The sequence below is a fragment of the Listeria cornellensis FSL F6-0969 genome, from assembly GCF_000525855.1.
Lineage (GTDB): Bacteria > Bacillota > Bacilli > Lactobacillales > Listeriaceae > Listeria_A > Listeria_A cornellensis.
In genome coordinates this window covers 22,530-49,281 of the sequence record NZ_AODE01000029.1, presented here as the reverse complement: position 1 = coordinate 49,281, position 26,752 = coordinate 22,530, and the positions used below count along the sequence as shown (strand labels likewise).

Below are 26,752 nucleotides of genomic sequence, written 5' to 3'. Positions count from 1 at the left end.
CAAGAATGTCCAGGCTAACGCCGATTCAGGTCATCATCACGTTTTATTTTCTATCGATTACATTTGCAACGGCGCTCCTCAGCATGCCATTTACACAAAAACCTGGTGTCAAAATTCCGTTCATTGATACGCTATTTACAGCGGCAAGTTCAGTGAGTGTGACAGGGCTCGCATCGGTGAACGTTGGTGAATCTTACAGTCGTGCAGGAATCTGGGTTCTGATGGGGATTTTCCAAGTTGGTGGGCTCGGAGTGATGATGCTGAGCACGTTCTTCTACCTCGTGTTGAAACGCCGGGTTGGCTTGCGTCAGCGTCAGTTAATTATGACGGATACGAATCAATTTTCGATGAGTGGTATGGTTCGGATGCTACGCGAGATTCTGGTGTTGATTTTTGGTATTCAAATTATCGGTGGGCTTATTCTGGGGATTTATTTCATCCCATTTTATAAGGGCGATGTCGGCGAGGCGATGTTCCAGGGATTATTTAACTCGGTTTCCGCGGTGACGAATGCCGGTGTGGATATTACTGGATACTCTTTGACGCCGTTCGTGACTGATTATTTCGTCCAATTTATCACGATTTTACTCATTATTGCCGGCGGGATTGGATTCCCAGTATTGATTGAAACACGTCGATTCCTATTTGAAAAAAATACGCTGATCCCGTTCCGCTTTTCCCTTTTCGTAAAAGTGACGACGGTGACTTATATGGCATTGCTTGTGATTGGTGGATTGCTGATTTGGGCGATGGAAAGCCAGCATTATTTCAAAGGAACGTCCATTGATGAGGGCTTTTTTAACTCGATGTTCTTATCGGCGACTTCCAGAAGTGCAGGCTTGTCAACGATTGATACATCCGCATTGACAGATCCGACGCTACTTGTTGTTTCGGCATTGATGTTCATCGGAGCATCGCCGAGTTCTGTCGGTGGCGGCATTCGAACGACGACATTCGCGATTACGATTTTGTTCTTATATTCTGTGATTCGGGGTCGGAACCATATTTACATTTTTGGCCGTGAATTGTACCAAGAAGATGTACGTAAAGCGCTTGCCGTTGCGATTTTTGGAACACTTCTGTGCGTTGGCGCAATCACCGTGTTGGGCTATACAGAACAGGCCGAGTTGATGGCGATTATCGTCGAGGTTTTCTCAGCGTTCGGAACATGTGGTTTATCGATGGGATTGACGGATGATTTGAGCTACTTCGGCAAAATTATTATCATCTTATTGATGTTTATAGGACGCGTCGGGATCATGTACATGATGTTATCCTTCCGCAGTAAAGATGGTAAGAAAAACGCGATTAGACTGCCAAAAGAGAAAATTATTACGGGGTGAAGATGGGTTTTTGACTTCCATTTTGAAAAAACAAGATAAAAACTCAAGAAAGGTTATGAAATCCCTGCATAACTTCCGAAATCAGCAAGTGTAACAAAGAGCTTCAAAATACAAGGAGCGTGTTTTATGGGACAATACATTCCAATTACGATGGTTGCTGTAGTTGTGGTTGCAATAGTTATTCTTACAGTGATAATTAGGAAATCAGTAAAAAAAAAATTAATGCCTAAAGCTCTCGGTAGTTTCCGAGAGCTTTTTATTACAAGCTCGAATTCCAAACAAATTCCGCGTTTTTCATTTAATTTTAATCTTAATATGTTAAAGTTATGAAAAACACGTAAGGAAGTGGCTTTTTTTTGCAACGAAGATTATCTTGGTTATTTATAGGTATTGCTTTGGTGATTATTCTTATGCTATTCATCTCCTCCTCGCAAACCTACGAGCAGCAATCGATGACGTCCGGTTTGGATAGATTGCTAGCCAATAAACCATTTGAAAAACAATTATCAGCAATATCTTTTCACTATGCTGGTTCAGAAATTAGTATTCAAGCGAAAGGTTATAGCTCTTTTATCGAATTTTTCATTCGAAAAGGTGCGCATTTCTTCTCCTATGCATTAATGGGATTCAGTTTGTTTATGGGATTCAGCGCTTTTATCAAAAGAAGATGGATAGTCACGGCTTTCAGTGCCGGAATTCCATTAGCTTACGCGGCGTTTGACGAGTTCCACCAAATGCTCACTGGTGGCAGAACACCGCTTGTCCAAGATGTCATGCTAGATTTTGCGGGAGCATTGTTCGGTATACTATTGGCTTATTTCCTAACGAAATGGCTCATCAAAAAAGATAAAGCGTCGATCACAGAGTGATCGACGCTTTTATCTTTTTTCGGTTTGAAGGTACTCATGTGTGCTGTGTGACTCAATTTTTCATAAAAAAGTTGGCGGTCTTTGGAGAAGAAGTTGATACAAAAGTGGATGAAAAACATAAATCCCGCAACAAATCCGATTCCAAGTACGGTTAAGAATAGAACTGGCGACAAGTGATCAACAAAAAATGGATTTTGCGGAAAGAGAATGATTGCCAGTGTGACATAATAAAGCAGACCGTTTCGAATCGTCAGTTGCCTTAGTTTTAGGCGTTCTGAGTTGGTTGATTTGATACGAATCTGTACGAGCATTTTTCCGAGGGTGCGCCCTTTTGTGAATCTCGGCAGGAGCATGAAGTATAGGAAAACAACCAGAACGAGCCACCAAAGCTGTGTGAACCGCGCGCCACCGTTTGTTTCTAAGTTTTTAAATGGCAACAGATGCACCGCGCCGAGGATTGCTGTGATGACCTCGAGTAGAAACCAGTCGACGAGAAAAGCGATGAATCGGCGTAAATAGCTGACTTGTTTTCCTTGGATGTACGTCATTTCGTCCATTTTTGTGCGTGATGGCAGAAGGCTCGTAAACAGTGGTGCAATCGCGAAACCAACGATGCCACCGAGTGTGTTAAGCATCAAATCATCGACATCGAAAAGTCTGTAGGCGTGGGGGTAAATACCGTAAATGCCAGTTAATTGTGTTATTTCAAAGAAAAGGGATAGTAGGAAGGAGAATAGCGCCGTTTTCCAAAAAGGATAGCGGAAATAATAGCGTAAATAAATGCCGAATGGGATGACTAAAAGCACATTAAATATTGGCTGCAAAACAACGGCTTGCGTTAGAGCCGCCAAATATGTACTAGGATCATTCCAAATGAGTACAGTGTGCCTTAGAAAATCGTGAATAAACTTGAATGGCGTTAGTTGCACCGCTGAACCCGTCATTTTTGCGACATCATCTGGGTCTGGTAATGGGAGTAGAATAAGTAGAAAAGCGCATAATAAGTAAAAGATAAACGTGTACAAAACAACATTGCGTAAGAAGTTCAGGCCACCGAATTTGCGGTATTGATAGATGGCAAATGGTAATGTTAAAATAAATGCGAGTACTGGAAAAACCAGAACGGCGACTTCGATGGGAAATAAATAGGCATGCATAAACAAGACCTCCTTTCATCTAGAGTACAATAAAAACACAAAAAAAAACGAGCCTGAAACATAGCTTAGTTAGTGAACATGCGTTTTGGGAGCGCCAGATTCACTAATTATTGCTATATTTCAGACTCGCTTTTTTAATGGAAAAGGTTATTAATATTTAGGCGATGGTACTCGGAAAAGCGCCATTAACCCTGCAAGAATGATTGAAATTCCAGATACAATCCAAATTTGACCCACTACAAAGAACATAATGATACCGATAAGTGTGAGTACGACGCCCCAACCACGTGGGCTTTTTTTGATAAGAAGCGTTGCGATTAAAGCGAGTGCAGATGCAATAACGGTGATCCAACCGAGTGTCGCAATGCTATCCCCAAGAGCCCCATTTAGATACGTGAATGTTTGAATGTAGTCCGTTACGTCATTACCGTATGCAATAATCCAAAATCCAGCTACCAAACCAACAATCGAGCCAATTAAACCTAAAACTAATTCTGCTGTTCTTGACATTTTTTTTATCCCCCTGTCTGATGGACTCTCTTGTTAGCAAACATGTGCTACTGAGTAGAAGTCCTTTAATGTCTCGTATAATAAAATATACGTACAGAGTATTTTACCCCAATTTGAAAAGGCTAACCGTTATTTTAAAATTTTGATAGAAAAAATAGTGAGTATAACTAAATGTGAAGGGATATTTGTTATCTGGTTTAGAAAATGCTATGTTGGAAAGAGAGATGGGGGAGATAGGCATGCAACTTTATGTGAATGAAATGGAGTCGCCGCTCGGGAAGCTATATCTTGGCGTTTCAGAGGTGGCAGTGAAATATATTGCGTATGATGAGGCTTCTTTTTTAGATGTAGGAGCAGATTTTTCGGTAGAGGAAAATGAGATGATGCGGCAGCTGAAAGTGGACTTGCAAGCTTTTTTTGATGGAGCGATCCAAACTTTTACGGTACCATTAGAAGTGAGTGGAACAGATTTCCAGATGCGGGTTTGGCAGGCTTTGCAGGAGATTCCGTATGGGGAGGTTGTTTCATATAAAGAGATTGCGGAAGCTGCGGGCAGTCCAAAAGCGGTCCGTGCCGTGGGTCAGGCGAATCGTGCGAATCCAATTCCAATTATTATTCCATGCCATCGCGTGATTCAGGCTGGTGGAAAATTAGGCGGTTATAATGGGGATGATGTTGATCGCAAAATCTGGTTATTGAACCGTGAAATGCCTTTTTAGAATGTTATCATAAATTTCATGACTCGTTCATAGTTTTTTCTTATTTATCGGATAAGATAAGAGTAAGTGAAAGGAGCTGGAATGAAATGAATCATGAGATGGAAACGGCACCGAAGAAACAAGTGAACAGATGGAAATGGAGTACTATTATTGTAAGTATAATTTCAGTTGTAACGATATCATTTATGGGTTTTGCACTTTTTAATCAAAATCAGGCTGGGGTGAACGGGCCGGGAAATATGTCTAGCAACAATCAATCACAGATGGGTGGCACGGATGAATCATACGGAACGCCGCCAAGTGGTGGACCAAACAGTCAACAAGGCGGAACATCAGACTCTAGCGGTGATACAGATGCGAATTCAGGTGCGTCTTTGAATCCAGATACAGACTCTTCGACAAGTTCTTCATCTAATTCTATATAAAAATAAAAGAGAGTGAGACAAAACTCAAGATAAAGCAAAATAAGCAGAAAATCACGAATCCCATTTTTTCGGGTAAGACGCGAATTCTGCTAGACACAAATCGAGCGAAAGCGTTTGTATTCGGGGGATTTGGCGGAAGCCGGATAGCTGCGCATACTTGTGTATGTGATGACTGAAAACAGGGAGGGAGTTGTTTCCCCGACCATGTAAGAAGTTAAGCGTAGCAAGTATTGCGTAGCCGAACCGGAAGTCTGCCAAATCCCCTGAATGCGAGCGCTTCTCGCCGATTTATTCGGGTTATGTCCCATCTTCTTTTCGATAATTAACAATTACATGAGCCACCGGAACAACATTCCCCATCCGAATCTGATTTATTCAGCATCGTTAGCGGATTTTCCTCGTTCCAAACTTTCGTCAAGACTTCTGTAAAGCTTGCTGCTGGTTGGGCGCCAGAAACGCCGTATTTTTCATTGATAACAAAGAAGGGAACGCCTTGAATTCCAAGGGACGCACCAGTTTGTTCATCATCGCGAACATCCGCTGCAAAAGCATCGCCAGCTAGCATCTCAAGAACTTCCGTTTTGTCGAGCCCTGTGGATGCCGCAATAGTTGCGAGTGTTTCGTGATCGCCTAAGTTTTTTGATTCGGTGAAATAGGCGTGGAGTAAGGTTTCTTTTAACGTTTCTGCGGTTCCTTTTGTTTTTGCAAATTGGAGGAGGCGGTGGGCATCGAATGTATTTGTTGGAATCATCGTATCGAAGTGATAATCAAGGCCAACTGTTTTGGCTTGTGCGCTAACTTGATCGTTCATGCTTTTGGCTTTTTCGACGGTCATGCCGTATTTCTCAGCTAGAATCTCATCCATTGTCTGCTTGTATTGAACAGGCGCGCTAGGGTCGAGTTCGAAACTGCGATATTCCACCTCTACATCCTTGCCAAATTCCTTTAAGCCTGCCTCAAAATTGCGTTTTCCAATATAACAAAACGGACATGCGAAGTCCGACCAAATTTCTACTTTCATGTTTGTTCCTCCTAAAAAATAATTTGTGCATCTCTGATCAGTATAGCGTGTGAGGGCGAAAAATTCAATTAAGTTGCTTACTATTTGTTAGTGAGGTGAGCAAAGCAGTTGAGAAAAGATAGGGAAATGGAGTATCTTTGTATGGTAGAGGAGTGAAACGGACATGGAGATTTTTCAAGTGAAGGACAGATTGCCGGATAGTGAGGAACCTGTCGTCTTAGTGATTGGCAAATTTGACGGGGTGCATAAGGGGCATCAGCATTTGTTGAAACGTGCGAAATCGTTCTGTAAGGCTGGCGAAAAATTGGCGATTGTGTGTTTCACGCCACATCCGTTGTGGGCGCTAAAGAAAAATCCTGTTTATCAACGAGCGATTACACCTGACGTGGAAAAATTTCACTGGTTAGCGCACTTTGGTGTGAATAAGGTGTACAATATTGGATTTACAGAACAGTATGCGGAGACTTCGGCGGAAACGTTTATTAGAGAGCATTTGAATGGCTTGAACTTGGCGCATATTGCTGTGGGCGAGAGCTTCAACTTTGGCAAGGGGCGGGATTCGGATGTCGATTTGTTGATGGATTTGTGCGGCGAGCGTTCGGTTCCAGTGACGGAAATTTCGTTTGTGCGAGATGGTGCTAATCACAAGGTGAGTGCAACGGATATTCGTGCGGCTCTATATGAGGGGAACTTTGAGGAAGCGGAGCGTTTGCTGGGGCATCCTTATTTTATCGAAGGGGATGTTCGGACGAAAAATGGTGCGTATTTATTGACGGGATTGGATGATTTTGTTCTTCCAAAAGCGGGCAAATATCAGGTTTTTGTGTGTGGAGAACGCACTGAGATTCAAGTTTTAGAGAATGGAGAAATCAAGATACCGCAACAAGTGAAGCATATACGAATACAATTTGACACTATCCAATAGGATGGTGTTTTTTTAGGTGGGTTGATTTTCCATAAAAATGATGTTATACTACGTTAGTAAGTTTACTAATTTACTAATTTACTAAACTACTAAAGGAGAGATACCATGAGAATCCCAACAAATTTAAAACACAAACCAGTGATTGTCGCTGAAAACTATGAAGAAGTGGACGGGAAATACGCCTACAATTCGGATGCGAAAGGCTTATCACTTGGCTTGGCACAGTGGAACGATCGCGGCAAAGTAGATATTTCTGCAAAAGTGTGGCGGCATACTGGCGGGAAATGGTCTCGCCAATCAGAGGAACTACCGCTACATCGTGTGCTGGATTTGGCTATTTTGATTGGGCGGTCGAAGCTTTATTTTAAAGATGCTTATAAATATGAAGGATTATATGATAAAGAAAACCCGCAAATTGATCGGATTGGCTTGCAGGGTGATGCGATGACGGTGTCGGTTTGTGAGGATAATCAGATGATTGGTGAGGATATTGCGTTGTTTCAGCAAGCATTGGCGGACAGCGATGAGCTTTTGAGTGAGCGGTTGCGGACACTTAGTAGGATTTTGAAGGAAGCAGGTTATTAAGGAGGTTTTTTTGATGACATCGGAGAAAGAGACGCGTAAGGAAAAAATTAATGCGTATAAGCAAATGAAGCATCGCGCGGGCGTGTATCGTTTTATTAGCCAGGAAACGGGTGTTTATGCGTTGGCAGCGAGCATGGACTTGAAGGGTATTCAGAATAAGTATGCGTTTGCGAAAAAAAATGAATATGCCGGGTGCGTTGCCGTGGACGATTGCTGATGAAGCGAAGAAACACGGGATGGACACGATTGTGCTCGAGGAATTGGAGCTCGTTGATATCAAGGACGAGATGACAAATCAGGATATTAAGGAAGAATTGGATGTTTTGCTGGAACTTTGGCAGGAGAAATTAGCATTTGAGAGCGAATGAGGAAGCTGAAATAGGAGAGAATTGACGAACCGGTTGATTTTCTCTCTATTTCGGCTTTTTTGTTTAGCTTTGCTGGCAATTCTGCTATACTTAATCAAAAGTGGCGAGAGGCTATTATAGAGGGGTGGTGAAGGGATGAAGAAATATTATACCCATCAAATTGGGATGGCACTGATGTTGATTTTTGGTGTCATAACGGGGCTGGGTGCTGTTCGGCGGTTGATGTATCTACTGTTGTTAGATCAGGAACGCTCGAGTATTTATTGGATGATAGAGCTGGTGCTTGCTGTTATCATGATTGTGACGGCGATTTTATCCTATTCTGGTCCCCGGCTGAAGGGAATGGAAGTGGTGGTTAGTCTATTGTTTGTCACCTACTTCACATATTTTGTGATTCGGGCAGTTATTGGAACGGAATTAACCGTGAATATTCAGAATGCAAATATTTTATCGATGTTAGCAGGGCTAGCGATGTTTTCGGCATTTATCGTGTTTTATACGACGGATGACGGAGCTATTATTACGAAATCTGAGAATCGAATGCTGAAAGTTAGCGGCTTTATATTCGTTTTATTAGGTGCAGGACTAGGTCTTGTGGTGGCTGTTTTGAGGTATCAGGCTTATGCAGCGATGCAGGGATGGGATGGGCAAGATTTTCGACAAATGATTTTTTACCCTGCGATGATTTCTATGGGTGAATATTTATTCGTCTCTCTGGCCTTTATTTTCGTGGCCTTTTTACTATTTCAAAAATGGCAACTGTTAATCGTTTATGTCGGAATGGGTATTGCGATGCGGGAATTGCTTTTTGGTTGGTTACAAATGCGGACGTTGCAAGGAGATGGCACGGAATTGACGATGTTGGCACTTTTGCCGTTATTTGTTGGTGTGACAGGATTCATCGGTTTCCTTTTATTTTTAGGAGGGGCTAAAAGAGGCGAACAGGAGGAACAGACTTGAAAAGAAATAAATGGGTAATCGTGATGACGTGGATTTCAGTATTGGCGTTATTGCTCTGCGTGGCGGGTTTAATCGCTGTAGCGCAAGGCCATACGAAATCGGGAAGTAGTACGACGGAAAAAACAGAAACGAAGACGGAAACGAAAAAATCGGATCGCTTCCAAGTGACGGGGCTCGGTGATTCGTTGACGGCTGGCGTTGGTGATACAGATGGGAAGGGCTATGTTCGCCGTGTCGTGGAGAATTTGGAGAAGGACGGCACGAGTGTGACGCTGTCGAATTTGGCGATTAGTGGCGCGCGTAGTAACCAGTTGCTAAGCCAACTAGCTCAGAAAGAAATCGCGCAGCAAGTCACGAATGCGGATGTGATTTTCATGACGATTGGCGGGAACGATTTGTTTCGCGGTGGCGCAGCTTTGGAGGATTTGAACGCGGTGGAGATCCAGAAGAATGAAACGGCGTATTTGAAAAATTTGGAGCAGACCTATAAGCGGATTCGGGCGTTGAATAAAGATGCCGCCATATATCATCTGGGTTTGTACAATCCATTTGTGGATGTGAAAAATCGGGCGGAACTGGCGAGTATTGCGGCGAAATGGAATATGGATACGCAGAATTTGGCGAGTCAATTTTCGCGTGTGGTGTATGTTCCGACGTATGATTATTTTATTTTGAATGGGAAGAATTATCTATCGAGCGATCATTTTCATCCGAACGGAGCGGGTTATCAGTTGTTTGCGGATCGGATATCGAGTGTCATGACAACAGATGGGGAGAGTGATGCGAAATGACGGCGGCGCTATTAGTACAGGATTTAAATAAAAAAAATTGGTAAGCGGCAAATTATCAAGGATTTGAGTTTCGAGGTCAATGAGGGCGAAGTATTTGGCTTTCTAGGACCTAATGGAGCAGGTAAAACCACGACGATTCGGATGCTCGTTGGATTGATAAAACCGACTTCTGGGTCGATTTTGATTGGCGGCAAGGATATTCGCAAAAACTTCACGGAGGCGATGAAGAGTTTGGGTTGTATCGTGGAGAATCCTGAATTCTATCCATTTTTGACGGGGTGGGAGAACCTTGCTTATTTTGCGCGGATGGATCGATCGATTCGGCCGGAACGCTTGCAGGAAGTGGCGGAACTGGTTGGGATGACGGCGCGCGTGCATGATCGGGTTTCGACGTATTCGCTTGGGATGCGCCAACGTTTGGGAATCGCGCAGGCGTTGTTGTCGAATCCGAAATTGTTGATTCTGGATGAGCCGACGAACGGCTTGATCCATCGGGGATTCGCGAGATGCGGGACTTTATTCGTTATTTGGCGAAGAAGGAAGGGATTAGTGTTCTAGTTTCTTCGCATTTACTTAGTGAAATTCAGTTGTTGTGTGATCGCGTGGCTATTATGACGAACGGTGAAATCATTGCGACGGATGATGTGGATAAACTGCTTTCTGATCGGGAAAAAACACGGTGGCGCTTTGAACCAATGGCAAAAGGTGCGGCGATTTTGGCGGAAATGACGGACGTGACGGAGCAAGATGGTGCGTATTACACAAGTTTTGAGGCGGATAAATTACCGGTTTGGAATAGTCGCGTTGTGCGAGCTGGCGTGCAAGTGCTCGAAATGCAGAAGATTACGCCGTCTTTGGAGGACTTATTTATTGAACTGACAGGAGGGCAAGGCATTGATTAACTTAGTGTATAATGAGCAGTTGAAGCTTTACAGAAAACGCCGACTCTTGATTATTTTATTTTTGGTCGCAATTATTGTGGGTATTTTTACGTATGCGCAGTTTAGGCAACATCAGGAAGATGAGCAGAAATCGGGGACGACGGATTGGCATGTGCAGGTGCAGCAACAGATTGTGGATATTGAGAATCGACTGAGCTCCAATCGGATTCCGGATGAGTATAAGAAATATATGCGCGTGACGCTGGGGCAGTTGCAGTATTATCTGGACGAGGATGTGAATCCAAATGCACCAGGAGCACCGACTTTCCTGAAATCATTTGTTGAAAATGGGATTGGGTTGCTGTTTCCGTTGTTTGTCATGGTGATTGCGGCGGATTTGATTTCTTCGGAGTCGGGGAGCGGGACGATTAAATTCTTGCTGACGAGGCCGGTGAAACGATGGCGAATCTTGACGAGTAAATTCATTTCGATGATGCTGTCGGTGTCGATTATTTTGCTAGCCTCGGCGATTATTGCCTATGCGATATCGGGCGTCGTGTTTGGATATGGTGGCTGGACGGCGCCGATTCTGACGGGATTCGATGTGAGCGGGGATGCAGTCGGAACGGCGGGCGTGTATTCGTTACCGATGTGGCAATACTTATTGATGGAATTCGGTTTGGCGTGGCTAGTCGCGATGGTGATTGGCGTACTGACGTTGATGTGTTCGGTATTGGTGAGAAGTACAGCGGCCGTGATGGGAATTATGTTGTCGGCGCTGATTACGGGATCGATTTTGAGCAACCTCGTATCGTCTTGGCCGAGCGCGAAATATTTGTTTATGGTGAATTTACAGTTGACGAATTATTTGAACGGGACGAGTCCGCCAGTGGATGGCATGACGCTTGGATTTTCTGTTGTGACGCTGCTTGTCTGGACGATTGCGGGATTGATTACGTCATATTGGGTATTTATGAAACGCGATGTATATTGAAAAAATGGCTCTGGGATGCGAATTGTGTCTCGGAGTTTTTTGGCGCTTACTTTTTATAAGCAAAGTTCTTTCTTTTTATATAGTTTAGTGTTAAACTGTTTTTAAAGATGAAAAGGAAGGGTGTGAGGATATGATTACGGGGATACATCATGTGTCGGCTTTTACGAAATCGGCGGCTGAAAATCGGGCTTTTTATACGGAAGTGCTTGGTTTGCGATTGGTGAAAAATACGGTGAATCAAAATAATACGCGGATGCGGCATTTGTTTTATGGAGATTATCGCGGAAATCCTGGGACATTGCTTACTTTTTTTGAGATAAAGCGGCTTGGTCGTGCGAGGCGGGAACATGATTTTTATGGGACGACGTATTTGGCGGTTCCGAATGGTGCGCTTGATTTTTGGGAGGAGCGGTTGACGCCGCATGTGCCGGAGATGGAGCGTACGAAGGCTGGCTTGGTGTTTGAGGATGCGGATGGTTTTCGGATGATGCTGGTTGAGACGGATGAGCTGATTGCTAAGGAAGATGCGACGCGGCATACGGATATTCCTGCTGGTAAACAGGTGATACGGGTTCTCGGAATAGATTGGCATGTGCAGAATACGGAGCGCTTGGCTGATTTTATGAAGCTGTTTTTGAGGATGGAGCCAGAACCTTTTACGCATTTTATTCCGAGTGTATCGCATGCGAAAACAAGGATGGGTCGTGGGAGCATCGATCATGTGGCTTATCGGGTTGAGACGAAAGCGGATGTGGCAAAATGGCATCAGAAGGCTATAGACGCGGGTTTGGAAATAGAGGAATTCGTGGATCGGGCTTATTTTACAAGTTTGTATTTCCGCGAACCGAATGGGCTGATGATTGAAATTGCGAGTGACACGCCTGGTTTTGCGATAGATGAAAGGGTGGAGATGCTGGGTGAAACGCTTGCTTTGCCGCCATTTTTAGAAGATAAACGAGTAGACATTGAATCTAATTTAAAGGAGAATGACAAATGAAAGAATTAAAAGGAATCCACCATGTAACGGCGATGACGAGTAGTGCGGAGAAGAATTATGTGTTTTATACGGAAACGCTTGGGATGCGTCTTGTGAAGAAAACGGTGAATCAGGATGATATTCAGACGTATCATTTATTTTTTGCGGATGATGCAGGCTCGGCGGGCACGGATATGACGTTTTTCGATTTTCCGAATTTGCCAAAAGGGCGTAAAGGGACGGATAGTATTTCGAAAACATCGTTCCGCGTGCCGAGTGATGCGGCGCTTGATTATTGGGTGGAGCGGTTCGATACGCTGGGCGTGGATCATGATGCCATCAGCGAAAGTTTCGGCAAAAAAGTACTGGCTTTCCGCGATTTTGATGAGCAGTCGTTGCAACTAATTTCGGATGAAAAAAATGAAGGCGTGGCACCTGGGATTCCGTGGAAGAATGGTCCAGTCCCAGCAGAATTTGCGATTTATGGTTTAGGTCCTGTCTATTTGACGGTGCAAAATAAGGAAAATATCGGCTTGGTGTTGACGGTCATTCTTGGATTTAGGGAAGTGGCAACGAGCGGCGCGGAGCATTTATATGAAGTTGGCGAAGGTGGAAATGGGGCACAAGTCATTGTCGAGGAGCGTAACGATATGTTGCCTGCGATGCAAGGATATGGAAATGTGCACCATGTTGCGTTCCGTGTCGAGGATCATGCGGAATTGGAAAAATGGATTGCGCGTGCGAATGAGTTTCAGGCGCCGAATTCGGGTTATGTGGATCGTTTCTATTTTGAATCGCTGTACATGCCGGTTTCGCAACAAATTTTGTTTGAGTTCGCAACGGATGGACCTGGTTTTGCGCAAGATGAGCCGTATGAAACGATGGGCGAGAAGCTTTCGCTACCACCATTTTTAGAGGCAAAACGAGCATCAATTGAGGCGAAGGTCCGCCCACTGGATACGAAAAGGAGCTGAGAATAGCGATGGAACATATTTTTATACAAGGGAAAAATAAGGATTTGATGCCGCTTGTTTTGCTTCATGGGACGGGAGGTGATGAGCAGTCGTTGTTGGAATTGGCGGGGATTATTGCGCCAGACGCGAGTGTGCTATCATTTCGTGGTGACATTTCGGAACATGGAGCGAATCGTTTTTTTGCACGATATGCGGATGGATCGTTTGATTTGGCGAGTTTGAAGGAGAAAACAGGAGAATTAGTGACGGAAATTAAGGTATTAGCGCAAAAATATGATTTTGACGCGGAGCATGTGGTGGCGGTTGGTTATTCAAATGGCGCGAACATCGCGGCGAATGCGATTTTGACGGATGCTGCTAGTTTTCAAAAAGCGATATTGTTCCATGCGATGCCTTCTGGTGAGGCGATGCCTGATTTCACGTTGGATCAGGCGGCTGTTTTTGTGACGGCGGGCGTGAATGATCCGTTAGTGACGGCGGCGGGATCTCAGTCTTTGATTGATGCGCTGAGTCAACGAGGGGCGGCGGTTGAGTCGCTTTGGACGCAAAATGGGCATAATTTGACGATGGTGGAAGTCGAAGCCGCGCGTGATTGGTATGTGGCCCAGCATGATTAGGATGGATGCGAACGAGTTATCACCGCAGGATAATTATAAGTTTTTGAGTGGGGCGATTATTCCGAGACCGATTGCTTTTGTGACGACGGCATCAGAAAATGGTGTGTTGAATGCGGCGCCGTTTAGTTTTTTCAATGTGGTGTCGAGTCAGCCGCCGATTGTGTCGATTGCGATTCAACGGGATAGTGGGCAGATGAAGGATACGGCGCGGAATATTCTCGAGACGGGTGAGCTGGTGATTCATATTGTGGATGAGGATTTGACGGCGGAGATGAACAAGACGGCGGCGAGGCTTACGCCAGAGATAAATGAGTTGGACGCGACGAGCTTGACAGTGATTCCGAGTGAAAAAGTGGCGGTTCCAGGGGTCAAAGAAGGCAAAATTCGAATGGAAGCAAAACTGTTTCAGCATATTCCGATTTCGAATGATGCGGGAGAACCTGTCACAGATTTGATTTTAGCTCGGGTGGTATTTTATCATGCAGATACGTCTGTTTTTGATGTAGAAAAGCAGTATGTTTTGACGGATGAACTGAAGCCTGTGGCGCGTTTAGCGGGAAATAATTACGCCAAATTGGGGGAGACTTTTGTAGTGGAACGGCCTAAATAAGAATTATATTTGGAAAACGCAGCGCATCAACCTAGGCGCTGCGTTTTTTTTTTTCTGTTATAATAATGAAGGATGAGCGAAAGGATGCGTGGAGAATGATCCAGATACGGGAAGCTTGTGAGTATGACGCGAAACGATTTGCGAAGATGCAATTACAAATAGATGGCGAGACGGATTACATGCTCTATGGCGCTGGGGAAAGAGAGATTACGACGAAGGATGCGCGAAAACGGATTGAGTTTTTTGCAGATTTACCGTATTCGCTTATTTTAGTGGCAGAGGACATGGAGACGGATGAGTTGGTCGGCTTTTTGATAGCGGATGGAAACCCGCCGAATCGGATGCAGCATAGTGTTTATATCGCTGTCGGTGTTCTGAAATCGCGCTGGGGGCAAGGTGTAGCGACGCGATTATTTACGCATATGGAAACATGGGCAAAAGCGCGTGGCGTGGTGCGCCGAATTGAGTTAGGTGTGTTGTGTGAGAATCTGGCCGCCCTGCATTTATATCAAAATCTTGGTTATGAAATTGAAGGGACGCACCGTGATTCCTTCATGATTGGCACTGATTATTACGATACATATTGGATGTCCAAATTGATTTAATGACTTGCAAACCGCTTTTTACCATGTTACAATGTGACTAATTAAAATGATCGGAGGGTTGTCCAGATGTGGTATGTTAGACTTAGAATTCCAAATTCGCTAAACGTAACTAAATAGTGCGAGAACGAGTTCAGAACAAACGGAGGATAATTCGACTACACGCGAATCGAGCGGTTGTCGTAGCTTTCCACGAGGTGTGTGCTGAACTCAACGACGGGATTGGTCTGCCTTTTCACAAAAGGAACCCTAAAACTAAATATTTTCGCGTGTCTAGATTTTTGCTTAGGATGCGTGTTGATATGGACGGGGAAGCAGATGAATTGTCTGCTTCTTTTTGTTGTGCCTAGAACTTCTTATTTTGGGGCGATGACTATCTCTATTTCCCTCGCACGTGTAAAAAATAAAAAACACTGGAGGAATGAATGATGACTAGAACAGCTATATTAGTAGGGATTACAATGCAACAAGCCGACTTTGAGTATTCGATGGCGGAGCTTGCCAATTTGGCGGAGGCTAATGCAATTGAACCGGTTGGTGAAATTACGCAAAAATTGGATCGCAAAAATAAAGCGACGTATGTAGGAAAAGGAAAAGTGGATGAAATCAAGAGTTTGGCGGATTATGAAGATGTCGACCTCGTTATTTTTAATGATGAGTTAGCGCCTTCGCAAATTCGGAATTTAGAAGAACTACTTGAAATCGAAGTGATGGACAGGACGCGTCTTATTTTAGATATTTTTGCGGAACGGGCGAAAACGAGAGAGGCGCAGCTGCAAGTTCAGGTTGCCCGATTGAAATATGAGCTGCCGCGCGTCGTTGGTCAAGGTGAGGGTATGGATCAGCAAAGTGGAAAAGGTGGACTGAAAAATCGCGGTGCTGGGGAAACGAAACTGGAGATGGATCGGCGTCGGATTAAAAACCAAATCAGTCAGTTGAATAAGGAACTGGATGGTCTCGTGGCGGAACGGCAAGTACAGCGTCGTCAGAGACAAAAAAATGAGATTCCGGTTGTGTCGCTTGTGGGGTATACGAATGCTGGTAAGTCGACGATTATGAATGCGATGGTCACAGCGCATAGCCAGACAGCGAACAAGCAGGTTTTTGAGAAGGATATGTTGTTTGCCACGCTTGAAACGAGTGTTCGCGAAATTGTGTTACCGGACAAAAAACAGTTTTTGCTCACAGATACAGTTGGTTTTGTTAGTAAATTGCCGCATAACTTGGTGAAGGCTTTCCGCTCGACGCTAGAAGAAGCCGCGGAAGCAGATGTGTTGATTCATGTTGTTGATGTGTCGCACGAACATTTTGAGGCGATGATAAAAACAACGGAGGAAACGCTGGCGGAACTGGATATTACGGATCGTCCTCTCATTTTTGCGTATAATAAAGCAGATTTGGCGACGAATGTGATGTTTCCAAGACGCGAGGGCGACAGCTTGTACTTGTCTGCGAGAGAGGACACAGGGCTTGAGTTGCTGATCGATATGATTAAAGAGCAGGTGTTTAATGATTATAAAACGGTAACTTTTGTGATTCCATTTGATCGTGGCGACGTGGTTTCTTACTTGAATGAACATGCAGATGTACTTGAAACGGCCTACGAAAATGAGGGAACGGTTCTGCGAGTAAATGCGCAAGAATCAGATCGGATGAAATATGCCGAATTTATCAGTGAGGATACTCAAAAAGAAAGCTAAGAAGCGAATTCTTTGTTATAATGGGGAAAAAGATGTGAAGGATAGAGGCTATGAAAAATAAGTTTTTAAAGGTTACAGGTTTTGCTGCGCTTGCTTTTACAGGATACGCGTATTGGTCAACGAAACAGCTCAGAACAACGAATTACAACATTGCTTCCACCAAAATTGCACCGGAGTTGGATGGATTTCGAATTTTGCAATTATCGGATGTGCATGGCGATACGTTTGGGCGCTACAATCACCGGTTGATCAAGAAGATTTGGGCGATTGATCCGGATATCATTGTCGTGACAGGCGATTTGTTGGATGGGGATGAGGGCATTAATACAGCGATAACGTTGATGCGAAAGCTTGCAAGGCGTTACCCTATTTATTATGTGACGGGCAATCACGAGGCACGAAGCGCGAATTTGGAAGACTTGTTGCCAGAATTAGAGAAAGCTGGAATTACCTATCTACAGAATCAACATGTGCATATCGAGCGTGACGGTAAATCGTTTGCCTTAGCGGGTATTGATGATCCAAGTATGCTGATTCAGAAACCGCACCAGTTTACATTCGCTGAAGAAATCGCACGTGAGGAAGAAATTGTGCAGGCGGAACTGGAGGAAGCGACAGCTGGGATTCCTGATTCTATTTTTACCTTTTTATTATCCCATCGACCTGAAAAATGGCCACTATACCAACAAGCTCCGGTTGATCTCGTTTGTTGTGGGCATGCCCATGGTGGACAAGTTCGATTGCCTTTCACGGAAGGTTTATATGCGCCGCACCAAGGTTTTATGCCGAAATGGACCGCGGGGTTGAAAGAGGCGAACGGTAAGGCGATGATTATTAGCCGCGGGGTTGGGAACGCAACACTTGTACCACGCATTTTCAATGAACCCGATTTACCAATCATTATATTGCGACATAAATGACAAGACGGGCTTGAAACACAGATGGATAACTACTGTTTCAAGCTTTTTTATGGATGGAGAGAAGTTAGTGATTTATATTGATACGAAAGACTGTTTAGATCAGACAGAGAATTTTGCGATAGAGGAATTTGCGTTACGCTATTTGGATGCGAATGAGACGTATGTGATGTTTTACAGGATGCATCCGGCGGTGATTGTTGGGAAGAACCAGAATACGTTAGCTGAGATTAATCATGCTATATAGAAGAACAAGAGGTCCAAGTTTTGCGGAGGCTTTCTGGAGGCGGTGCGGTTTATAACGATGAGGGCAATATCAGTTTTAGCATCATTACGAAAGATGATGGGGCGAGTTTTAATAATTTTGAACGATTTACAAAACCGATAATCGAGGCGCTAATCGAGCTGGGTGTGGACGCTAAATTGAGCGGTCGCAATGACATTGAGGTTGCAGGTCGAAAAATATCTGGAAACGCGCAGTTTGCAACAGGTGGCAGGCTGTATAGTCACGGAACGCTATTATTTGATGTGAACCTTGCTAATGTGGAAAAAGCGCTGCATGTAAATCCGCTGAAATTACAAGCAAAAGGCGTGAAATCCGTTCGGTCACGTGTCACCAATATTCGCGAACATCTGCGTGAAGACATGGATATCAACGCTTTCCGACAAATCTTACTGCAATCTATTTTCCAAACAACGGAGATACCAACCTATGTCTTTTCTGAGGAAGATTGGACGCAGATTCGTAAAATTCAAAAAGAGCGCTATCAGAATTGGGATTGGAATTATGGTAAATCACCTAAATTCAATGTTAAAAGCGAACAGAAATTCCCTGGTGGGCTTGTGGAGATGCGATTCCAAGTCGAAAAAGGGCGTATTACTATGGCGCAGATTTTTGGGGACTTTTTTGCGGTGGGGGATATGAAGGAGATCGAGAATAGTTTGCTAGGAGTTGCCTATACGCGGGAAGCACTGGATGATTTTTTAGAGGAAGTGAACATACCACTTTATTTTGGTAAAATCACCGAAGAGGAGCTTCGAACGATTATTTTTCAGTGAAATCTAGAATCTAAGTCTCTAGTATGATGCATTGCATAGTAGCTATATGTTAGACTATATCTATAAACTAAAGAAGGCAGGGAATAAAATATGTGGAAAAAAAATTAGTGTAATCGCAATGACAACGGTGATGGTAGGAACGCTCGCAGCTTGTGGAGATGATGATACAAATAATAATTCTAACAATACGCAACAAACATCGGATTCAGGAACAAACAGCAATTCTAATTCGAACACATCGACAACAGACTTGAACAACAAGAAATTTTCGATGAGCTACACAGATGCCGTTGAAATTTTCAAAAATAAACATCCTGAGGCTGACGTGACATCGATTGAATTGTCGCAAGAACTTGGGAAATATGTTTATACAATTGATGGTGTGGATGATTCCAACGAGTTTGAAATGAAATTCAATGCGGATAATAAAGCCATTTTACAAGATAATAGTGAGAAGCTAGATGCAGAAGATGCAAATGGTAATGAACGAGCAAACGAAAAACTTGATTTAACAGGGATTAAAACACCACAAGAAGCGATGACAGCAGCACTTAAACAACAAGCTGGAACAGTGAAAGAATGGACAATTGAACGCGAGTTAAACCAAACGTATTTCAGTGTACAAATCATGAATGGTAATCAAGAAGTTGAAGTGAAATTGGATTCTAAAACATTGGAAGTACTATCTACCGAACAAGACGACTAAGTGGTTCAGCGAGCCAGCAAACGCTCATCTCCGTCGTTAAAAGCTGTGTTCCGATGCTAACGTACAAATCGTACGCTCCGCTTCGGTACTCGCTTTTGCCTAGGATCTAAGCATTTGCTGGCTCGCTGAGGTTTGGCGGCACGGAAGTGGTGTATAGGCTATCGAAAATGGCTTGCCAATATACAATAAGAAAGAGTCACGAACTATTTTTATAATAGCGCGTGATTCTTTTTTTTAAAAATCGGGTGGAAGTGTTTGCTTTCTAGGGATGGATTAACTAGTCTCTTTATTCCCGCCTGGTGCTGTTTTTTTTGTTTATGCTGCAGCCTTTTTTATGGTCTGTGGCTTTTATTATTTGGCTTTACGTGATAAACTAGGATGAAAGAATGAGAAGGAATGAGTGTTGGTTTATGGCAGGGGAAAAGCTGGTTCGGTTTTATCGGACGAAACTTAGTAATTATAACTTAATATATGGATTTATGACGCAGCGAATCTGGATTTTTTGCTTGCTGATGGTTCTTTTATTGGCCCTCCCGGCTGCTTTTGGTTTGGCTTTTGGTGTTAGCGGACTATGGGTCGGACTTATTGGGTATGCGGTGCTTTTTTTTGCTTTTTTATTACATATTAATTGTTAAGAGAGCTCGGAAGGAATTGTGGAGAAGGTATCATATGCGTGATTTTAAGAAATTGCATATGTTGAAGCTTTGTTTGCTTCGGAATTACCTAGCGCGCAATGGGTTTGCCTCGCCTGAGGAACTAGGAATATTGCAAAAAGTGATGGAAGAGGACGACGCGTTTTTAACGAAAAATTTTACAATAAAAAATCTGGCAGCGTTACTTGTTGTGCTTATTTTTGCCGCGCTTGGTGCGGTTTTTATTTTAGAGGCAAGTCCAGAAGGGCATCGTATTTTTCTTGCAGGCATGCTGGCTTTGTTTGTTATTTTTCTTGCAGCGGCTTTGCGTATTATTGGCTATGTGATTTCGCATTTTTCTGATGCTAAAAAACGTAGTACACGGGCTTTAGCTCGGGATATTCAAGAGCTTAGCGCGAGTTATATTATGGAGCAAAACACGGAGTATCAGCCATATCGTGAGATGGAATTGATGATTGCAAATAATGATATTTTAAAAGAAATCATTGATGGGAAAGCGATATTTTAAATCAATCAAGGGGAGTCAATCGATGAATAAACCTGGGAATGAAACACTGGAAAGTAAGGCGCACCGTATGATTAAGGAGAAAATTCAGCGCGGGGAGTATCAAGTGGGGCAGCGTTTAATTGAGGCAGAGGTGTCTCGGGAACTCGAATTAAGCAGGACACCGGTTCGAAAAGCTTTTGCCATGTTAACGGTAGATGGTTACTTAGAATTTGAGGATTATAAAGGGGTTATCGTTAAAAATTGCGCAATCACCAAAGAACGATATATTGCCATGCTTGATGTTATGGAGCTACTTTTGTTGGGCACTATTGATAAAATAGAGGCGAAATCGCTGACCTTCTCTAATCATCGTGTATCGGAGAAAGCGGTTGGTTTTTTGAGGCTGGAAGATGCTACGGAGCGACAGTGCATGGAGTATCAGCGCTGGTTCTTAAATGAAATTTTGAGTTATGCCAAAAACGAATATTATTTGCAGGTTATCAATCAGTTTTATGACGATTTATTGGAGTTTGGTGAGACAGATGTATTTCAATCTGCGACCAAGCTTTTTGACAAAACGCTAGATAATTATGTGGCGTGCGGTCGTTATATTGAGACGCGTGACTATGAGGCAGCTCGCGCTATTGTGAAGCAAATCATTAACGATCGGATTTTATTTATTTTCAGATAAAAAAGGCAAAAGGAGTTTTTACATGAAGCAAGTTATACGGATAAGTTGTGCGATTTTTTGTTGTTTATTCATCGTGGCATGTGGTCAGAACGGAGCAAAGCCTTCAGAACCTGCACCACAAAAGAAACCAACCCCCGTCGTAAAAGAAGAAAAACCACCAGTTCAACTTGGAACAGATTTGAATCCAGAAACACTGCAAATCCCAGTTTTGATGTATCATTCTATCAACACACATGTGAAAAATAATCTCATTATCCCTCCAAACGAGTTTGATAGACAAATGAAATGGCTTGCCGATAACGGCTATCATACGGTGACACTTGCCGAATTGGATGGCTTGCTCAAAACGGGTAAAAATGTTCCAGATAAGCCAGTCGCCATCACGTTTGACGATGGGTATCAAGATAATTATACACAAGCTTATCCGATTCTTAAAAAGTATGGCTTGAAAGCGAATATTTTCGTGATTACAGATAAAATTGCGAAAAATAATCATTTTGATGAAGCGGCATTGAAAGAGATGAGCGCGTACGGCATTGAAATGGATAGTCATACGGTTCATCATCAGGAATTAAATCAGCTTTCTTATGAGGAACAGTTGAAGGAACTAACAGACTCAAAGGCTTTTCTGGAGCGTCTAACAGGCAAAAAGGTGAACAGCATCTGCTATCCAGTTGGTCGGTATAACGAAGATACGATACGCGCAGCTGAGGCGACAGGATATGCGATGGGATTCACGACGGAGTCTGGAAAAGCGAATAAAAAGGATGGCATGTACACATTGCCACGCATCCGAATGGTCCCAGGAATGTCGATGGAATCTGCGTTGAAGTAAAAAATGGGTCTGGGACATAAGTGAAATTCAATGTGAAAAACTCGAAAATAGAAAAGCAGGAATCATTGTATAGAGCCATTTAAGAAAGTGGCTTATACACGATTCCTGCTTATTTTTTTCTTTTGAGACCCTTTTGTCCCAGCCTCATTTCTTACGTTTTACTTCACAGAAAAGTGCTCATGTAACCAATGGAGACCCAGTGTTTCAATCTCGTCTAATTGTTCCATAAACCCATGATCCGCGCCGTCTAACTCAATCATTTTTGTGCCAGCAGGGAAATGGCTCGTACCTTGTTTCGTAATCTGTGCGAGTTCTCGTTCTAAAGCGCCTTCCGTACCATGAATCACGAGGATAGGGCAGTGAACATTTTGCAAGGTAGCTGCTTGATCCATATGATCAAAATCGGCTAGCATCCGCTTATCTAGTACAATTTCCGAACGCCAAGGATCATCGACGTAAAAAATCATGCTCCCGTTACATTCACATTGCGCAATCTGCTCGTTTGAAAAATTATCCACGTGTTGATAAGCAATAGCGCCAGTAACTGGTCCGGTCAGCACCATGGTTTCAATGTCTGGCTCATAACAAGTTAAAGATAGGCGCCCGCCAAGGCTGTGTCCCCAAAAGGCGAATTTCTTCATTCCGATTTGATAGCCATATTTTTTTGCGGCCTGTAAATCCGCGACTTGTTTCTCAAAATGAATGGCTGTATCGTCACTTTCGCCGTAGCCACCGCAATCGTATGTTAGTACGTTGTAACCGTTTTGTTGTAATTTTAAGGCGAAGCGATCGAAGCGCCCGCTCGATGATTTATTAGATAAAAAACCGTGTGTCATGATGATGATAGACTTTGAAGGAGCGGCATAAAAACGACCAACAAGTGTCAATCCGGCTTCGTTTTTGAATGTGATTCGTTCCATTTTTAATCCTCCTCGTATAATACCCAAGTGAACTACTGTGTTTTAACTGTAACGCCAAATGAGCAATTTTTCAAGTAATAATTCCTCAAGTAAGTATGTTTTGCTGTTTTTATGGGATGGGAACAGGGTATAATGAGAAGGAGTATATTGAAGGAGTGTGTTACATAATGGGAAAAGCATTGTTGATTGTGAATCCTTCCTCTGGCAAAGAGAAAGGGAAAGTATACAAGGATCGGGCGCATCAGGCATTATTGAAGCGTTTTGATGAGGTAGAGGTCAAAGAGACGCAAAAAGGTGGCGACGCGACGGAATTCGCGCATGAGGCGGCTGACAATGGCTATGAAGCGGTTATCGCGATGGGTGGAGATGGTACGCTAAATGAGGTTATCAACGGCATCGCAGAGAAGCCACATCGACCAGCATTTGGTTTTATTCCGCTGGGCACGGTGAATGATTTGGCACGATCGCTTGGTGTTCCATTACGACCAGATCGCGCGATAAAAGCGCTTGAAACAGCACGGAAGCGACCTATGGACATCGGGAAAATTGGCGATACATACTTTATGAATGTCCTTGCTGCTGGGATGATCGCGGAGGCCGTCGATAAGGTGAGCGTGGAGCAAAAAACGAAATTTGGTTCTGTCGCCTATTTTGCGGAAGGTTTAAAAGCATTTGCGCGTCACGAGTTGTTGGAATTTGAAGTGAAACATGATGACGGAGAATGGGATGGCAAGGCGGGACTAGTTATTGCTAGCTTGACGAACTCGGTTGGAGGCATGGAGCAATGGGCGCCAGAAGCTGAGGTGGATGACGGCTTAATTCATGTGTTTATTTTAACGAAACTAGGCTTAATTGATGCTGCCAAAATTCTACCGCAAATTGCGCTGGGTACGTTGAAAAAAGCAGACGGTGTGATGTATTTTTCCACAACAAAACTGGACATTTCCTGCACAGATCCTGATGTGAAGGTCAATGTCGATGGTGATCCAGGAGATACATTCCCCATTCAAATTGAAGTTTTACGAGAACATCTTGATGTTTTAGTTCCTAGCTGATACAAGCTGGTTTTTCTATCATCTGGAATACTTAGGTTCGGGGCATTCCAGATGATAGAATCAGTCAACAAGTTCGCTAATTTTGTGAAGAATGGCTTGTTCTAGCAATGGATGGTAATGAAATGATTCGCAAAGAACAGTCTCGCAGTTTGGATATAATTTCTGCAAGTGTAGCCGCTCTTGATCAATCGCAACGACATGGGCGCCTGTAAATAGGAAATAAGGCAAGATATAGATTTTTTCGAAACGAGTGACTAGTTGCTCTAGTTTTGTTGGATAACATGGTTCGCCTTTGATTTCACTGTGGAAAACAGGTAGGTGTAACTGCGATTCTAATAATTGCGACACGCTATAAAGACGGCTGGCTGGCTCATTATCGCGCTCACTACCAAGTCCAACGAGCAGGACCGCTTCTGAATTCGTGAAATTGATGTTCGTTTGTAGTATTTTTTCTTTGGCTAATGCGATTATTTCTGGATCAAAGCCAAATGTTTTGGTCATTTTGATAGTGATTTCTGGGTATTTCTTGGTAAGGGAGTCGAGAATTTTAGGGATTTCATGTTTAATGTTAATTGCTGAAAATAGGAATACTGGGACGACGATTAGTTCATCAGCATCAGCTGCGATGGCCTTCTCACAGGCGATTTCTATGGTAGGATAGCTCATATTTAGAAAACCTAGTTCTTGGATGGTTTCGGGTCTTTTTTTTTCTGATTTCGGCAATAAATGTACGAAATTCTGCATTGCCCTCGGCTAGTTGTGTCCCGTTGCCGATATAAATTATTGCGCGCAAATTGATTAACTCCCTCCAAAATTATGCATGGCGTTGCTGTATACTCTATATTTTAACCTGCCTAGAGGTGTAAGCCAAGCTGTTTTTAAAAAAAAAAAGATTTTAAATGTCTCCAAATTGTGAACGTCTGTCAAGATGTGACGAGGGTTGAGAAGTCATAGCAAACCGATGAGTAAAAGAAATACGATATGAGGAGGAAGCGATGTATGGGTGAGTCGCTAGATGTTGTCTACAAGGGCTTGGCGAACTTGAAAAACGGTTTTAAGCCAGTACCAGGGAAGCTGTATGTGACGAAAGATTATTTGATTCATAAGCCGAATGATTATTTTGCGGAGGATATCATGATTCCTTTTGAAGATGTGATGCGGATAGAGGGTGTGATGACGAAGATTTTAGGACGGGATATGTTATCTAATCTACTTGAGGTGGAGACAAAAGAGGGGCATAAATTCCAATTTGTCATTAATAAACAGAAGAAGTGGCTGATGGCTTTGGAACAAATACTTATGGAGCGTGGGGAGGTAGAAAAATTGGTTCAGACTAAATAGGGTTAAGACCAAGTGCTTGAGGGTGAGCACTTGGTCTTATTTGTATTTATTTATAAATTTGATTGAAATTCGCGACGGCACCGATGAGATTGGCGTCATTCCCGAACTCGCAGGAAACGAGCTTTGGCGCAACTTTGGCAATCGTGATTTTTTCTAATAAGTCGTCCAGTTGTGTTTGGACGGCGGGGAGGAAGTCGGGGCGTTCGCTGACACCACCGCCAATCACGATAAGCTCTGGATCGTATACATATTGCAAGTTAAAAATACCTTTTGCGAGATTGCGGAACATGGTGTCAATTTCTTCCACGGCAATTGGATCACCGGCTTCTTTTAGTTGGAAGGCTTCAATACCGCTTAGAGATGGTAAACCTTTTCGTTTTGCGATGCGTGAAGCGGCATTGACGGCAGTTCCAGTGTCACTTAGATTTTCAAGTTTATCGTTCATAATCATATAGCCGAATTCGCCACCGTGAAGATGAGCGCCCGCGTGGATTTTGCCATTTTTGATAACAGCGCCACCGACACCTGTGCCAATGATGAGGAAGAGGATATCGTTGGCTTGTTTTGCTACGCCAAGCCATGTTTCGGCGAGAGCTGCGCAATTGGCGTCATTTTCGAGTGTGATTGGCAGGTCTAATTTTGCTTCTAATAATTGTCGGAACGGGAAGTTGTGAATGTAGGGAATCGCGCTGGCACCGCCGATAATACCGCTTTCATTATCGACTGCTCCAGGACAGCTGAAGGCGATGCCCGCCAATGTATCCGTTTTGTATGTATTTTTGGTGGTTTGTAGCTGTTTTATGAGTGCGTCTAATGTGTCTGGTGTCTTGAATTTACCCTTGGAAAGGATGGTGCCGTCTTGCTCTACTAAAGCGTATTTGACGGCTGTACCGCCCATATCGAATGCTAATAATGTCATATTTTTGAACTCCTTTGCTCTGAATTAACTCAAGCATACGTGTATTATTGCGAAAAAACAAGCAAGAATAAAAGAAAAGGGGAAAAATTATTTTACAATTATATTACGAAGTGTTACAATTATGTCGTACTTATTAGAATAA

The 26,752-nt window shown here is 43.3% G+C and carries 31 protein-coding genes and 2 pseudogenes; 27 read left to right on the top strand and 6 right to left on the bottom strand.

Features of this window, described 5'->3' with window-relative positions; all coding sequences use genetic code 11:
* The first annotated feature begins 5 nt into the window (after positions 1–5).
* The 3 genes from PCORN_RS12465 (at position 6) to PCORN_RS12455 (ending at position 2,212) form a co-directional block, all read left to right on the top strand.
* Positions 6–1,343 (top strand): TrkH family potassium uptake protein, encoded by a 1,338-nt coding sequence (locus PCORN_RS12465; RefSeq protein ID WP_036081183.1) that lies wholly within the window; start codon positions 6–8, stop codon positions 1,341–1,343.
* A 126-nt stretch (positions 1,344–1,469) separates the two neighbouring features.
* Positions 1,470–1,673 carry a hypothetical protein gene (locus tag PCORN_RS12460; RefSeq protein ID WP_036081092.1) on the top strand — a complete coding sequence of 68 codons (204 nt, stop codon included), beginning with the start codon at positions 1,470–1,472 and terminating at the stop codon, positions 1,671–1,673.
* 26 nt (positions 1,674–1,699) lie between these two features.
* Complete coding sequence (locus PCORN_RS12455; RefSeq protein ID WP_036081089.1) at positions 1,700–2,212, top strand: VanZ family protein; 513 nt, start codon at positions 1,700–1,702, stop codon at positions 2,210–2,212.
* Here PCORN_RS12455 and PCORN_RS12450 read toward each other — a convergent pair.
* Both PCORN_RS12450 and PCORN_RS12445 read right to left on the bottom strand, forming a co-directional pair.
* Entirely contained in the window at positions 2,158–3,369 is a 1,212-nt protein-coding gene (locus PCORN_RS12450; protein WP_051999444.1) for a VanZ family protein, read from the bottom strand. The genes PCORN_RS12455 and PCORN_RS12450 overlap by 55 nt on opposite strands.
* A 150-nt stretch (positions 3,370–3,519) precedes the next feature.
* The gene (locus PCORN_RS12445) at positions 3,520–3,879 is read right to left on the bottom strand and encodes a DUF4064 domain-containing protein (protein ID WP_036081086.1); all 360 of its coding nucleotides are present in this window, start codon (positions 3,877–3,879) and stop codon (positions 3,520–3,522) included.
* 239 nt (positions 3,880–4,118) lie between these two features.
* Here PCORN_RS12445 and PCORN_RS12440 point away from each other — a divergent pair, with 239 nt between their 5' ends.
* Both PCORN_RS12440 and PCORN_RS12435 read left to right on the top strand, forming a co-directional pair.
* Complete coding sequence (locus PCORN_RS12440; protein WP_036081083.1) at positions 4,119–4,598, top strand: methylated-DNA--[protein]-cysteine S-methyltransferase; 480 nt, start codon at positions 4,119–4,121, stop codon at positions 4,596–4,598.
* A gap of 86 nt (positions 4,599–4,684) precedes the next feature.
* Positions 4,685–5,023, top strand: coding sequence for a hypothetical protein (locus tag PCORN_RS12435; RefSeq protein WP_051999443.1), 339 nt, complete (start codon positions 4,685–4,687; stop codon positions 5,021–5,023).
* Positions 5,024–5,345: 322 nt separating this feature from the next.
* Here the strand turns inward: PCORN_RS12435 and PCORN_RS12430 are convergent, their stop codons facing one another.
* A complete protein-coding gene (locus PCORN_RS12430) occupies positions 5,346–6,044 on the bottom strand; it encodes a DsbA family oxidoreductase (RefSeq protein ID WP_036081080.1) in 699 nt (232 codons plus the stop codon).
* Between the two features lie 163 nt (positions 6,045–6,207).
* Between PCORN_RS12430 and PCORN_RS12425 the strand changes: the two genes are divergently transcribed.
* The 20 genes and pseudogenes from PCORN_RS12425 to PCORN_RS12330 all read left to right on the top strand — a co-directional run bounded on the left by PCORN_RS12425 (position 6,208) and on the right by PCORN_RS12330 (position 22,375).
* Positions 6,208–6,969 (top strand): FAD synthetase family protein, encoded by a 762-nt coding sequence (locus PCORN_RS12425; RefSeq protein ID WP_036081076.1) that lies wholly within the window; start codon positions 6,208–6,210, stop codon positions 6,967–6,969.
* A gap of 105 nt (positions 6,970–7,074) precedes the next feature.
* A complete protein-coding gene (locus PCORN_RS12420; protein ID WP_036081073.1) occupies positions 7,075–7,554 on the top strand; it encodes a DUF6530 family protein in 480 nt (159 codons plus the stop codon).
* Between the two features lie 13 nt (positions 7,555–7,567).
* Positions 7,568–7,771: a GIY-YIG nuclease family protein gene (locus PCORN_RS21360; RefSeq protein ID WP_241433185.1), complete on the top strand. Its 204-nt coding sequence runs from the start codon at positions 7,568–7,570 to the stop codon at positions 7,769–7,771.
* Positions 7,752–7,922: a GIY-YIG nuclease family protein gene (locus PCORN_RS21355; RefSeq protein ID WP_241433184.1), complete on the top strand. Its 171-nt coding sequence runs from the start codon at positions 7,752–7,754 to the stop codon at positions 7,920–7,922. The genes PCORN_RS21360 and PCORN_RS21355 overlap by 20 nt, the downstream gene beginning before the upstream one ends.
* A 135-nt stretch (positions 7,923–8,057) precedes the next feature.
* Positions 8,058–8,882: a hypothetical protein gene (locus PCORN_RS12410; protein ID WP_036081070.1), complete on the top strand. Its 825-nt coding sequence runs from the start codon at positions 8,058–8,060 to the stop codon at positions 8,880–8,882.
* A complete protein-coding gene (locus PCORN_RS12405) occupies positions 8,879–9,673 on the top strand; it encodes an SGNH/GDSL hydrolase family protein (RefSeq protein WP_036081068.1) in 795 nt (264 codons plus the stop codon). Before PCORN_RS12410 ends, PCORN_RS12405 begins: the two co-directional genes overlap by 4 nt.
* 27 nt (positions 9,674–9,700) lie before the next feature.
* Positions 9,701–10,575, top strand: a pseudogene (locus PCORN_RS12400) (ABC transporter ATP-binding protein).
* Positions 10,568–11,548 (top strand): ABC transporter permease, encoded by a 981-nt coding sequence (locus PCORN_RS12395; protein ID WP_036081065.1) that lies wholly within the window; start codon positions 10,568–10,570, stop codon positions 11,546–11,548. The pseudogene PCORN_RS12400 and the gene PCORN_RS12395 overlap by 8 nt, the downstream one beginning before the upstream one ends.
* A gap of 130 nt (positions 11,549–11,678) precedes the next feature.
* A complete protein-coding gene (locus tag PCORN_RS12390) occupies positions 11,679–12,545 on the top strand; it encodes a VOC family protein (RefSeq protein WP_036081062.1) in 867 nt (288 codons plus the stop codon).
* On the top strand, positions 12,542–13,498 hold the full coding sequence (locus PCORN_RS12385; RefSeq protein WP_036081059.1) for a ring-cleaving dioxygenase: 957 nt from the start codon (positions 12,542–12,544) through the stop codon (positions 13,496–13,498). The genes PCORN_RS12390 and PCORN_RS12385 overlap by 4 nt, the downstream gene beginning before the upstream one ends.
* Positions 13,499–13,506: 8 nt before the next feature.
* The gene (locus PCORN_RS12380; RefSeq protein WP_036081055.1) at positions 13,507–14,115 is read left to right on the top strand and encodes an alpha/beta hydrolase; all 609 of its coding nucleotides are present in this window, start codon (positions 13,507–13,509) and stop codon (positions 14,113–14,115) included.
* Positions 14,108–14,725, top strand: coding sequence for a flavin reductase family protein (locus PCORN_RS12375; RefSeq protein ID WP_036081052.1), 618 nt, complete (start codon positions 14,108–14,110; stop codon positions 14,723–14,725). The genes PCORN_RS12380 and PCORN_RS12375 overlap by 8 nt, the downstream gene beginning before the upstream one ends.
* A 95-nt stretch (positions 14,726–14,820) precedes the next feature.
* Complete coding sequence (locus PCORN_RS12370) at positions 14,821–15,330, top strand: GNAT family N-acetyltransferase (RefSeq protein WP_036081049.1); 510 nt, start codon at positions 14,821–14,823, stop codon at positions 15,328–15,330.
* Between the two features lie 425 nt (positions 15,331–15,755).
* Positions 15,756–17,027 (top strand): GTPase HflX, encoded by a 1,272-nt coding sequence (gene hflX / locus PCORN_RS12365; RefSeq protein WP_036081047.1) that lies wholly within the window; start codon positions 15,756–15,758, stop codon positions 17,025–17,027.
* Between the two features lie 50 nt (positions 17,028–17,077).
* Complete coding sequence (locus tag PCORN_RS12360) at positions 17,078–17,947, top strand: metallophosphoesterase (protein ID WP_036081045.1); 870 nt, start codon at positions 17,078–17,080, stop codon at positions 17,945–17,947.
* Positions 17,948–18,014: 67 nt separating this feature from the next.
* Positions 18,015–19,003 (top strand): annotated as a pseudogene (locus tag PCORN_RS12355) (lipoate--protein ligase).
* Between the two features lie 118 nt (positions 19,004–19,121).
* Positions 19,122–19,709 carry a PepSY domain-containing protein gene (locus tag PCORN_RS12350; RefSeq protein WP_036081174.1) on the top strand — a complete coding sequence of 196 codons (588 nt, stop codon included), beginning with the start codon at positions 19,122–19,124 and terminating at the stop codon, positions 19,707–19,709.
* A gap of 669 nt (positions 19,710–20,378) precedes the next feature.
* Positions 20,379–20,870, top strand: coding sequence for a hypothetical protein (locus tag PCORN_RS12340; protein ID WP_036081039.1), 492 nt, complete (start codon positions 20,379–20,381; stop codon positions 20,868–20,870).
* A gap of 22 nt (positions 20,871–20,892) precedes the next feature.
* Positions 20,893–21,540, top strand: coding sequence for a GntR family transcriptional regulator (locus tag PCORN_RS12335; protein WP_051999441.1), 648 nt, complete (start codon positions 20,893–20,895; stop codon positions 21,538–21,540).
* A 22-nt stretch (positions 21,541–21,562) separates the two neighbouring features.
* A complete protein-coding gene (locus PCORN_RS12330; protein WP_036081036.1) occupies positions 21,563–22,375 on the top strand; it encodes a polysaccharide deacetylase family protein in 813 nt (270 codons plus the stop codon).
* 158 nt (positions 22,376–22,533) lie between these two features.
* On the opposite strand, the gene PCORN_RS12325 is transcribed toward PCORN_RS12330, so the two are convergent.
* A complete protein-coding gene (locus PCORN_RS12325; RefSeq protein WP_036081033.1) occupies positions 22,534–23,295 on the bottom strand; it encodes an alpha/beta hydrolase in 762 nt (253 codons plus the stop codon).
* Between the two features lie 167 nt (positions 23,296–23,462).
* Here PCORN_RS12325 and PCORN_RS12320 point away from each other — a divergent pair, with 167 nt between their 5' ends.
* Entirely contained in the window at positions 23,463–24,350 is an 888-nt protein-coding gene (locus PCORN_RS12320) for a diacylglycerol/lipid kinase family protein (protein WP_036081031.1), read from the top strand.
* Between the two features lie 60 nt (positions 24,351–24,410).
* Here PCORN_RS12320 and PCORN_RS12315 read toward each other — a convergent pair whose 3' ends face one another.
* The gene (locus tag PCORN_RS12315; protein WP_036081029.1) at positions 24,411–25,094 is read right to left on the bottom strand and encodes a sirohydrochlorin chelatase; all 684 of its coding nucleotides are present in this window, start codon (positions 25,092–25,094) and stop codon (positions 24,411–24,413) included.
* 255 nt (positions 25,095–25,349) lie between these two features.
* Here PCORN_RS12315 and PCORN_RS12310 point away from each other — a divergent pair, with 255 nt between their 5' ends.
* Entirely contained in the window at positions 25,350–25,691 is a 342-nt protein-coding gene (locus tag PCORN_RS12310; RefSeq protein ID WP_036081026.1) for a GRAM domain-containing protein, read from the top strand.
* A gap of 46 nt (positions 25,692–25,737) precedes the next feature.
* Here PCORN_RS12310 and PCORN_RS12305 read toward each other — a convergent pair whose 3' ends face one another.
* Positions 25,738–26,610, bottom strand: a complete 873-nt coding sequence (locus PCORN_RS12305; RefSeq protein ID WP_036081023.1) for an ROK family protein — start codon at positions 26,608–26,610, stop codon at positions 25,738–25,740.
* Positions 26,611–26,752 lie beyond the last annotated feature (142 nt).

Bases quoted from the DNA above. Each gene is read 5' to 3' on its own strand.
- PCORN_RS12465 (WP_036081183.1), top strand. From the start codon at position 6: ATGTCCAGGCTAACGCCGATTCAGGTCATCATCACGTTTTATTTTCTA.
- PCORN_RS12460 (WP_036081092.1), top strand. From the start codon at position 1,470: ATGGGACAATACATTCCAATTACGATGGTTGCTGTAGTTGTGGTTGCA.
- PCORN_RS12450 (WP_051999444.1), bottom strand. From the start codon at position 3,369: ATGCATGCCTATTTATTTCCCATCGAAGTCGCCGTTCTGGTTTTTCCA.
- PCORN_RS12445 (WP_036081086.1), bottom strand. From the start codon at position 3,879: ATGTCAAGAACAGCAGAATTAGTTTTAGGTTTAATTGGCTCGATTGTT.
- PCORN_RS12440 (WP_036081083.1), top strand. From the start codon at position 4,119: ATGCAACTTTATGTGAATGAAATGGAGTCGCCGCTCGGGAAGCTATAT.
- PCORN_RS12435 (WP_051999443.1), top strand. From the start codon at position 4,685: ATGAATCATGAGATGGAAACGGCACCGAAGAAACAAGTGAACAGATGG.
- PCORN_RS12430 (WP_036081080.1), bottom strand. From the start codon at position 6,044: ATGAAAGTAGAAATTTGGTCGGACTTCGCATGTCCGTTTTGTTATATT.
- PCORN_RS12425 (WP_036081076.1), top strand. From the start codon at position 6,208: ATGGAGATTTTTCAAGTGAAGGACAGATTGCCGGATAGTGAGGAACCT.
- PCORN_RS12420 (WP_036081073.1), top strand. From the start codon at position 7,075: ATGAGAATCCCAACAAATTTAAAACACAAACCAGTGATTGTCGCTGAA.
- PCORN_RS21360 (WP_241433185.1), top strand. From the start codon at position 7,568: ATGACATCGGAGAAAGAGACGCGTAAGGAAAAAATTAATGCGTATAAG.
- PCORN_RS12410 (WP_036081070.1), top strand. From the start codon at position 8,058: ATGAAGAAATATTATACCCATCAAATTGGGATGGCACTGATGTTGATT.
- PCORN_RS12390 (WP_036081062.1), top strand. From the start codon at position 11,679: ATGATTACGGGGATACATCATGTGTCGGCTTTTACGAAATCGGCGGCT.
- PCORN_RS12385 (WP_036081059.1), top strand. From the start codon at position 12,542: ATGAAAGAATTAAAAGGAATCCACCATGTAACGGCGATGACGAGTAGT.
- PCORN_RS12380 (WP_036081055.1), top strand. From the start codon at position 13,507: ATGGAACATATTTTTATACAAGGGAAAAATAAGGATTTGATGCCGCTT.
- PCORN_RS12375 (WP_036081052.1), top strand. From the start codon at position 14,108: ATGATTAGGATGGATGCGAACGAGTTATCACCGCAGGATAATTATAAG.
- PCORN_RS12370 (WP_036081049.1), top strand. From the start codon at position 14,821: ATGATCCAGATACGGGAAGCTTGTGAGTATGACGCGAAACGATTTGCG.
- hflX (WP_036081047.1), top strand. From the start codon at position 15,756: ATGACTAGAACAGCTATATTAGTAGGGATTACAATGCAACAAGCCGAC.
- PCORN_RS12360 (WP_036081045.1), top strand. From the start codon at position 17,078: ATGAAAAATAAGTTTTTAAAGGTTACAGGTTTTGCTGCGCTTGCTTTT.
- PCORN_RS12350 (WP_036081174.1), top strand. From the start codon at position 19,122: ATGACAACGGTGATGGTAGGAACGCTCGCAGCTTGTGGAGATGATGAT.
- PCORN_RS12340 (WP_036081039.1), top strand. From the start codon at position 20,379: ATGCGTGATTTTAAGAAATTGCATATGTTGAAGCTTTGTTTGCTTCGG.
- PCORN_RS12335 (WP_051999441.1), top strand. From the start codon at position 20,893: ATGAATAAACCTGGGAATGAAACACTGGAAAGTAAGGCGCACCGTATG.
- PCORN_RS12330 (WP_036081036.1), top strand. From the start codon at position 21,563: ATGAAGCAAGTTATACGGATAAGTTGTGCGATTTTTTGTTGTTTATTC.
- PCORN_RS12325 (WP_036081033.1), bottom strand. From the start codon at position 23,295: ATGGAACGAATCACATTCAAAAACGAAGCCGGATTGACACTTGTTGGT.
- PCORN_RS12320 (WP_036081031.1), top strand. From the start codon at position 23,463: ATGGGAAAAGCATTGTTGATTGTGAATCCTTCCTCTGGCAAAGAGAAA.
- PCORN_RS12315 (WP_036081029.1), bottom strand. From the start codon at position 25,094: ATGCAGAATTTCGTACATTTATTGCCGAAATCAGAAAAAAAAAGACCC.
- PCORN_RS12310 (WP_036081026.1), top strand. From the start codon at position 25,350: ATGGGTGAGTCGCTAGATGTTGTCTACAAGGGCTTGGCGAACTTGAAA.
- PCORN_RS12305 (WP_036081023.1), bottom strand. From the start codon at position 26,610: ATGACATTATTAGCATTCGATATGGGCGGTACAGCCGTCAAATACGCT.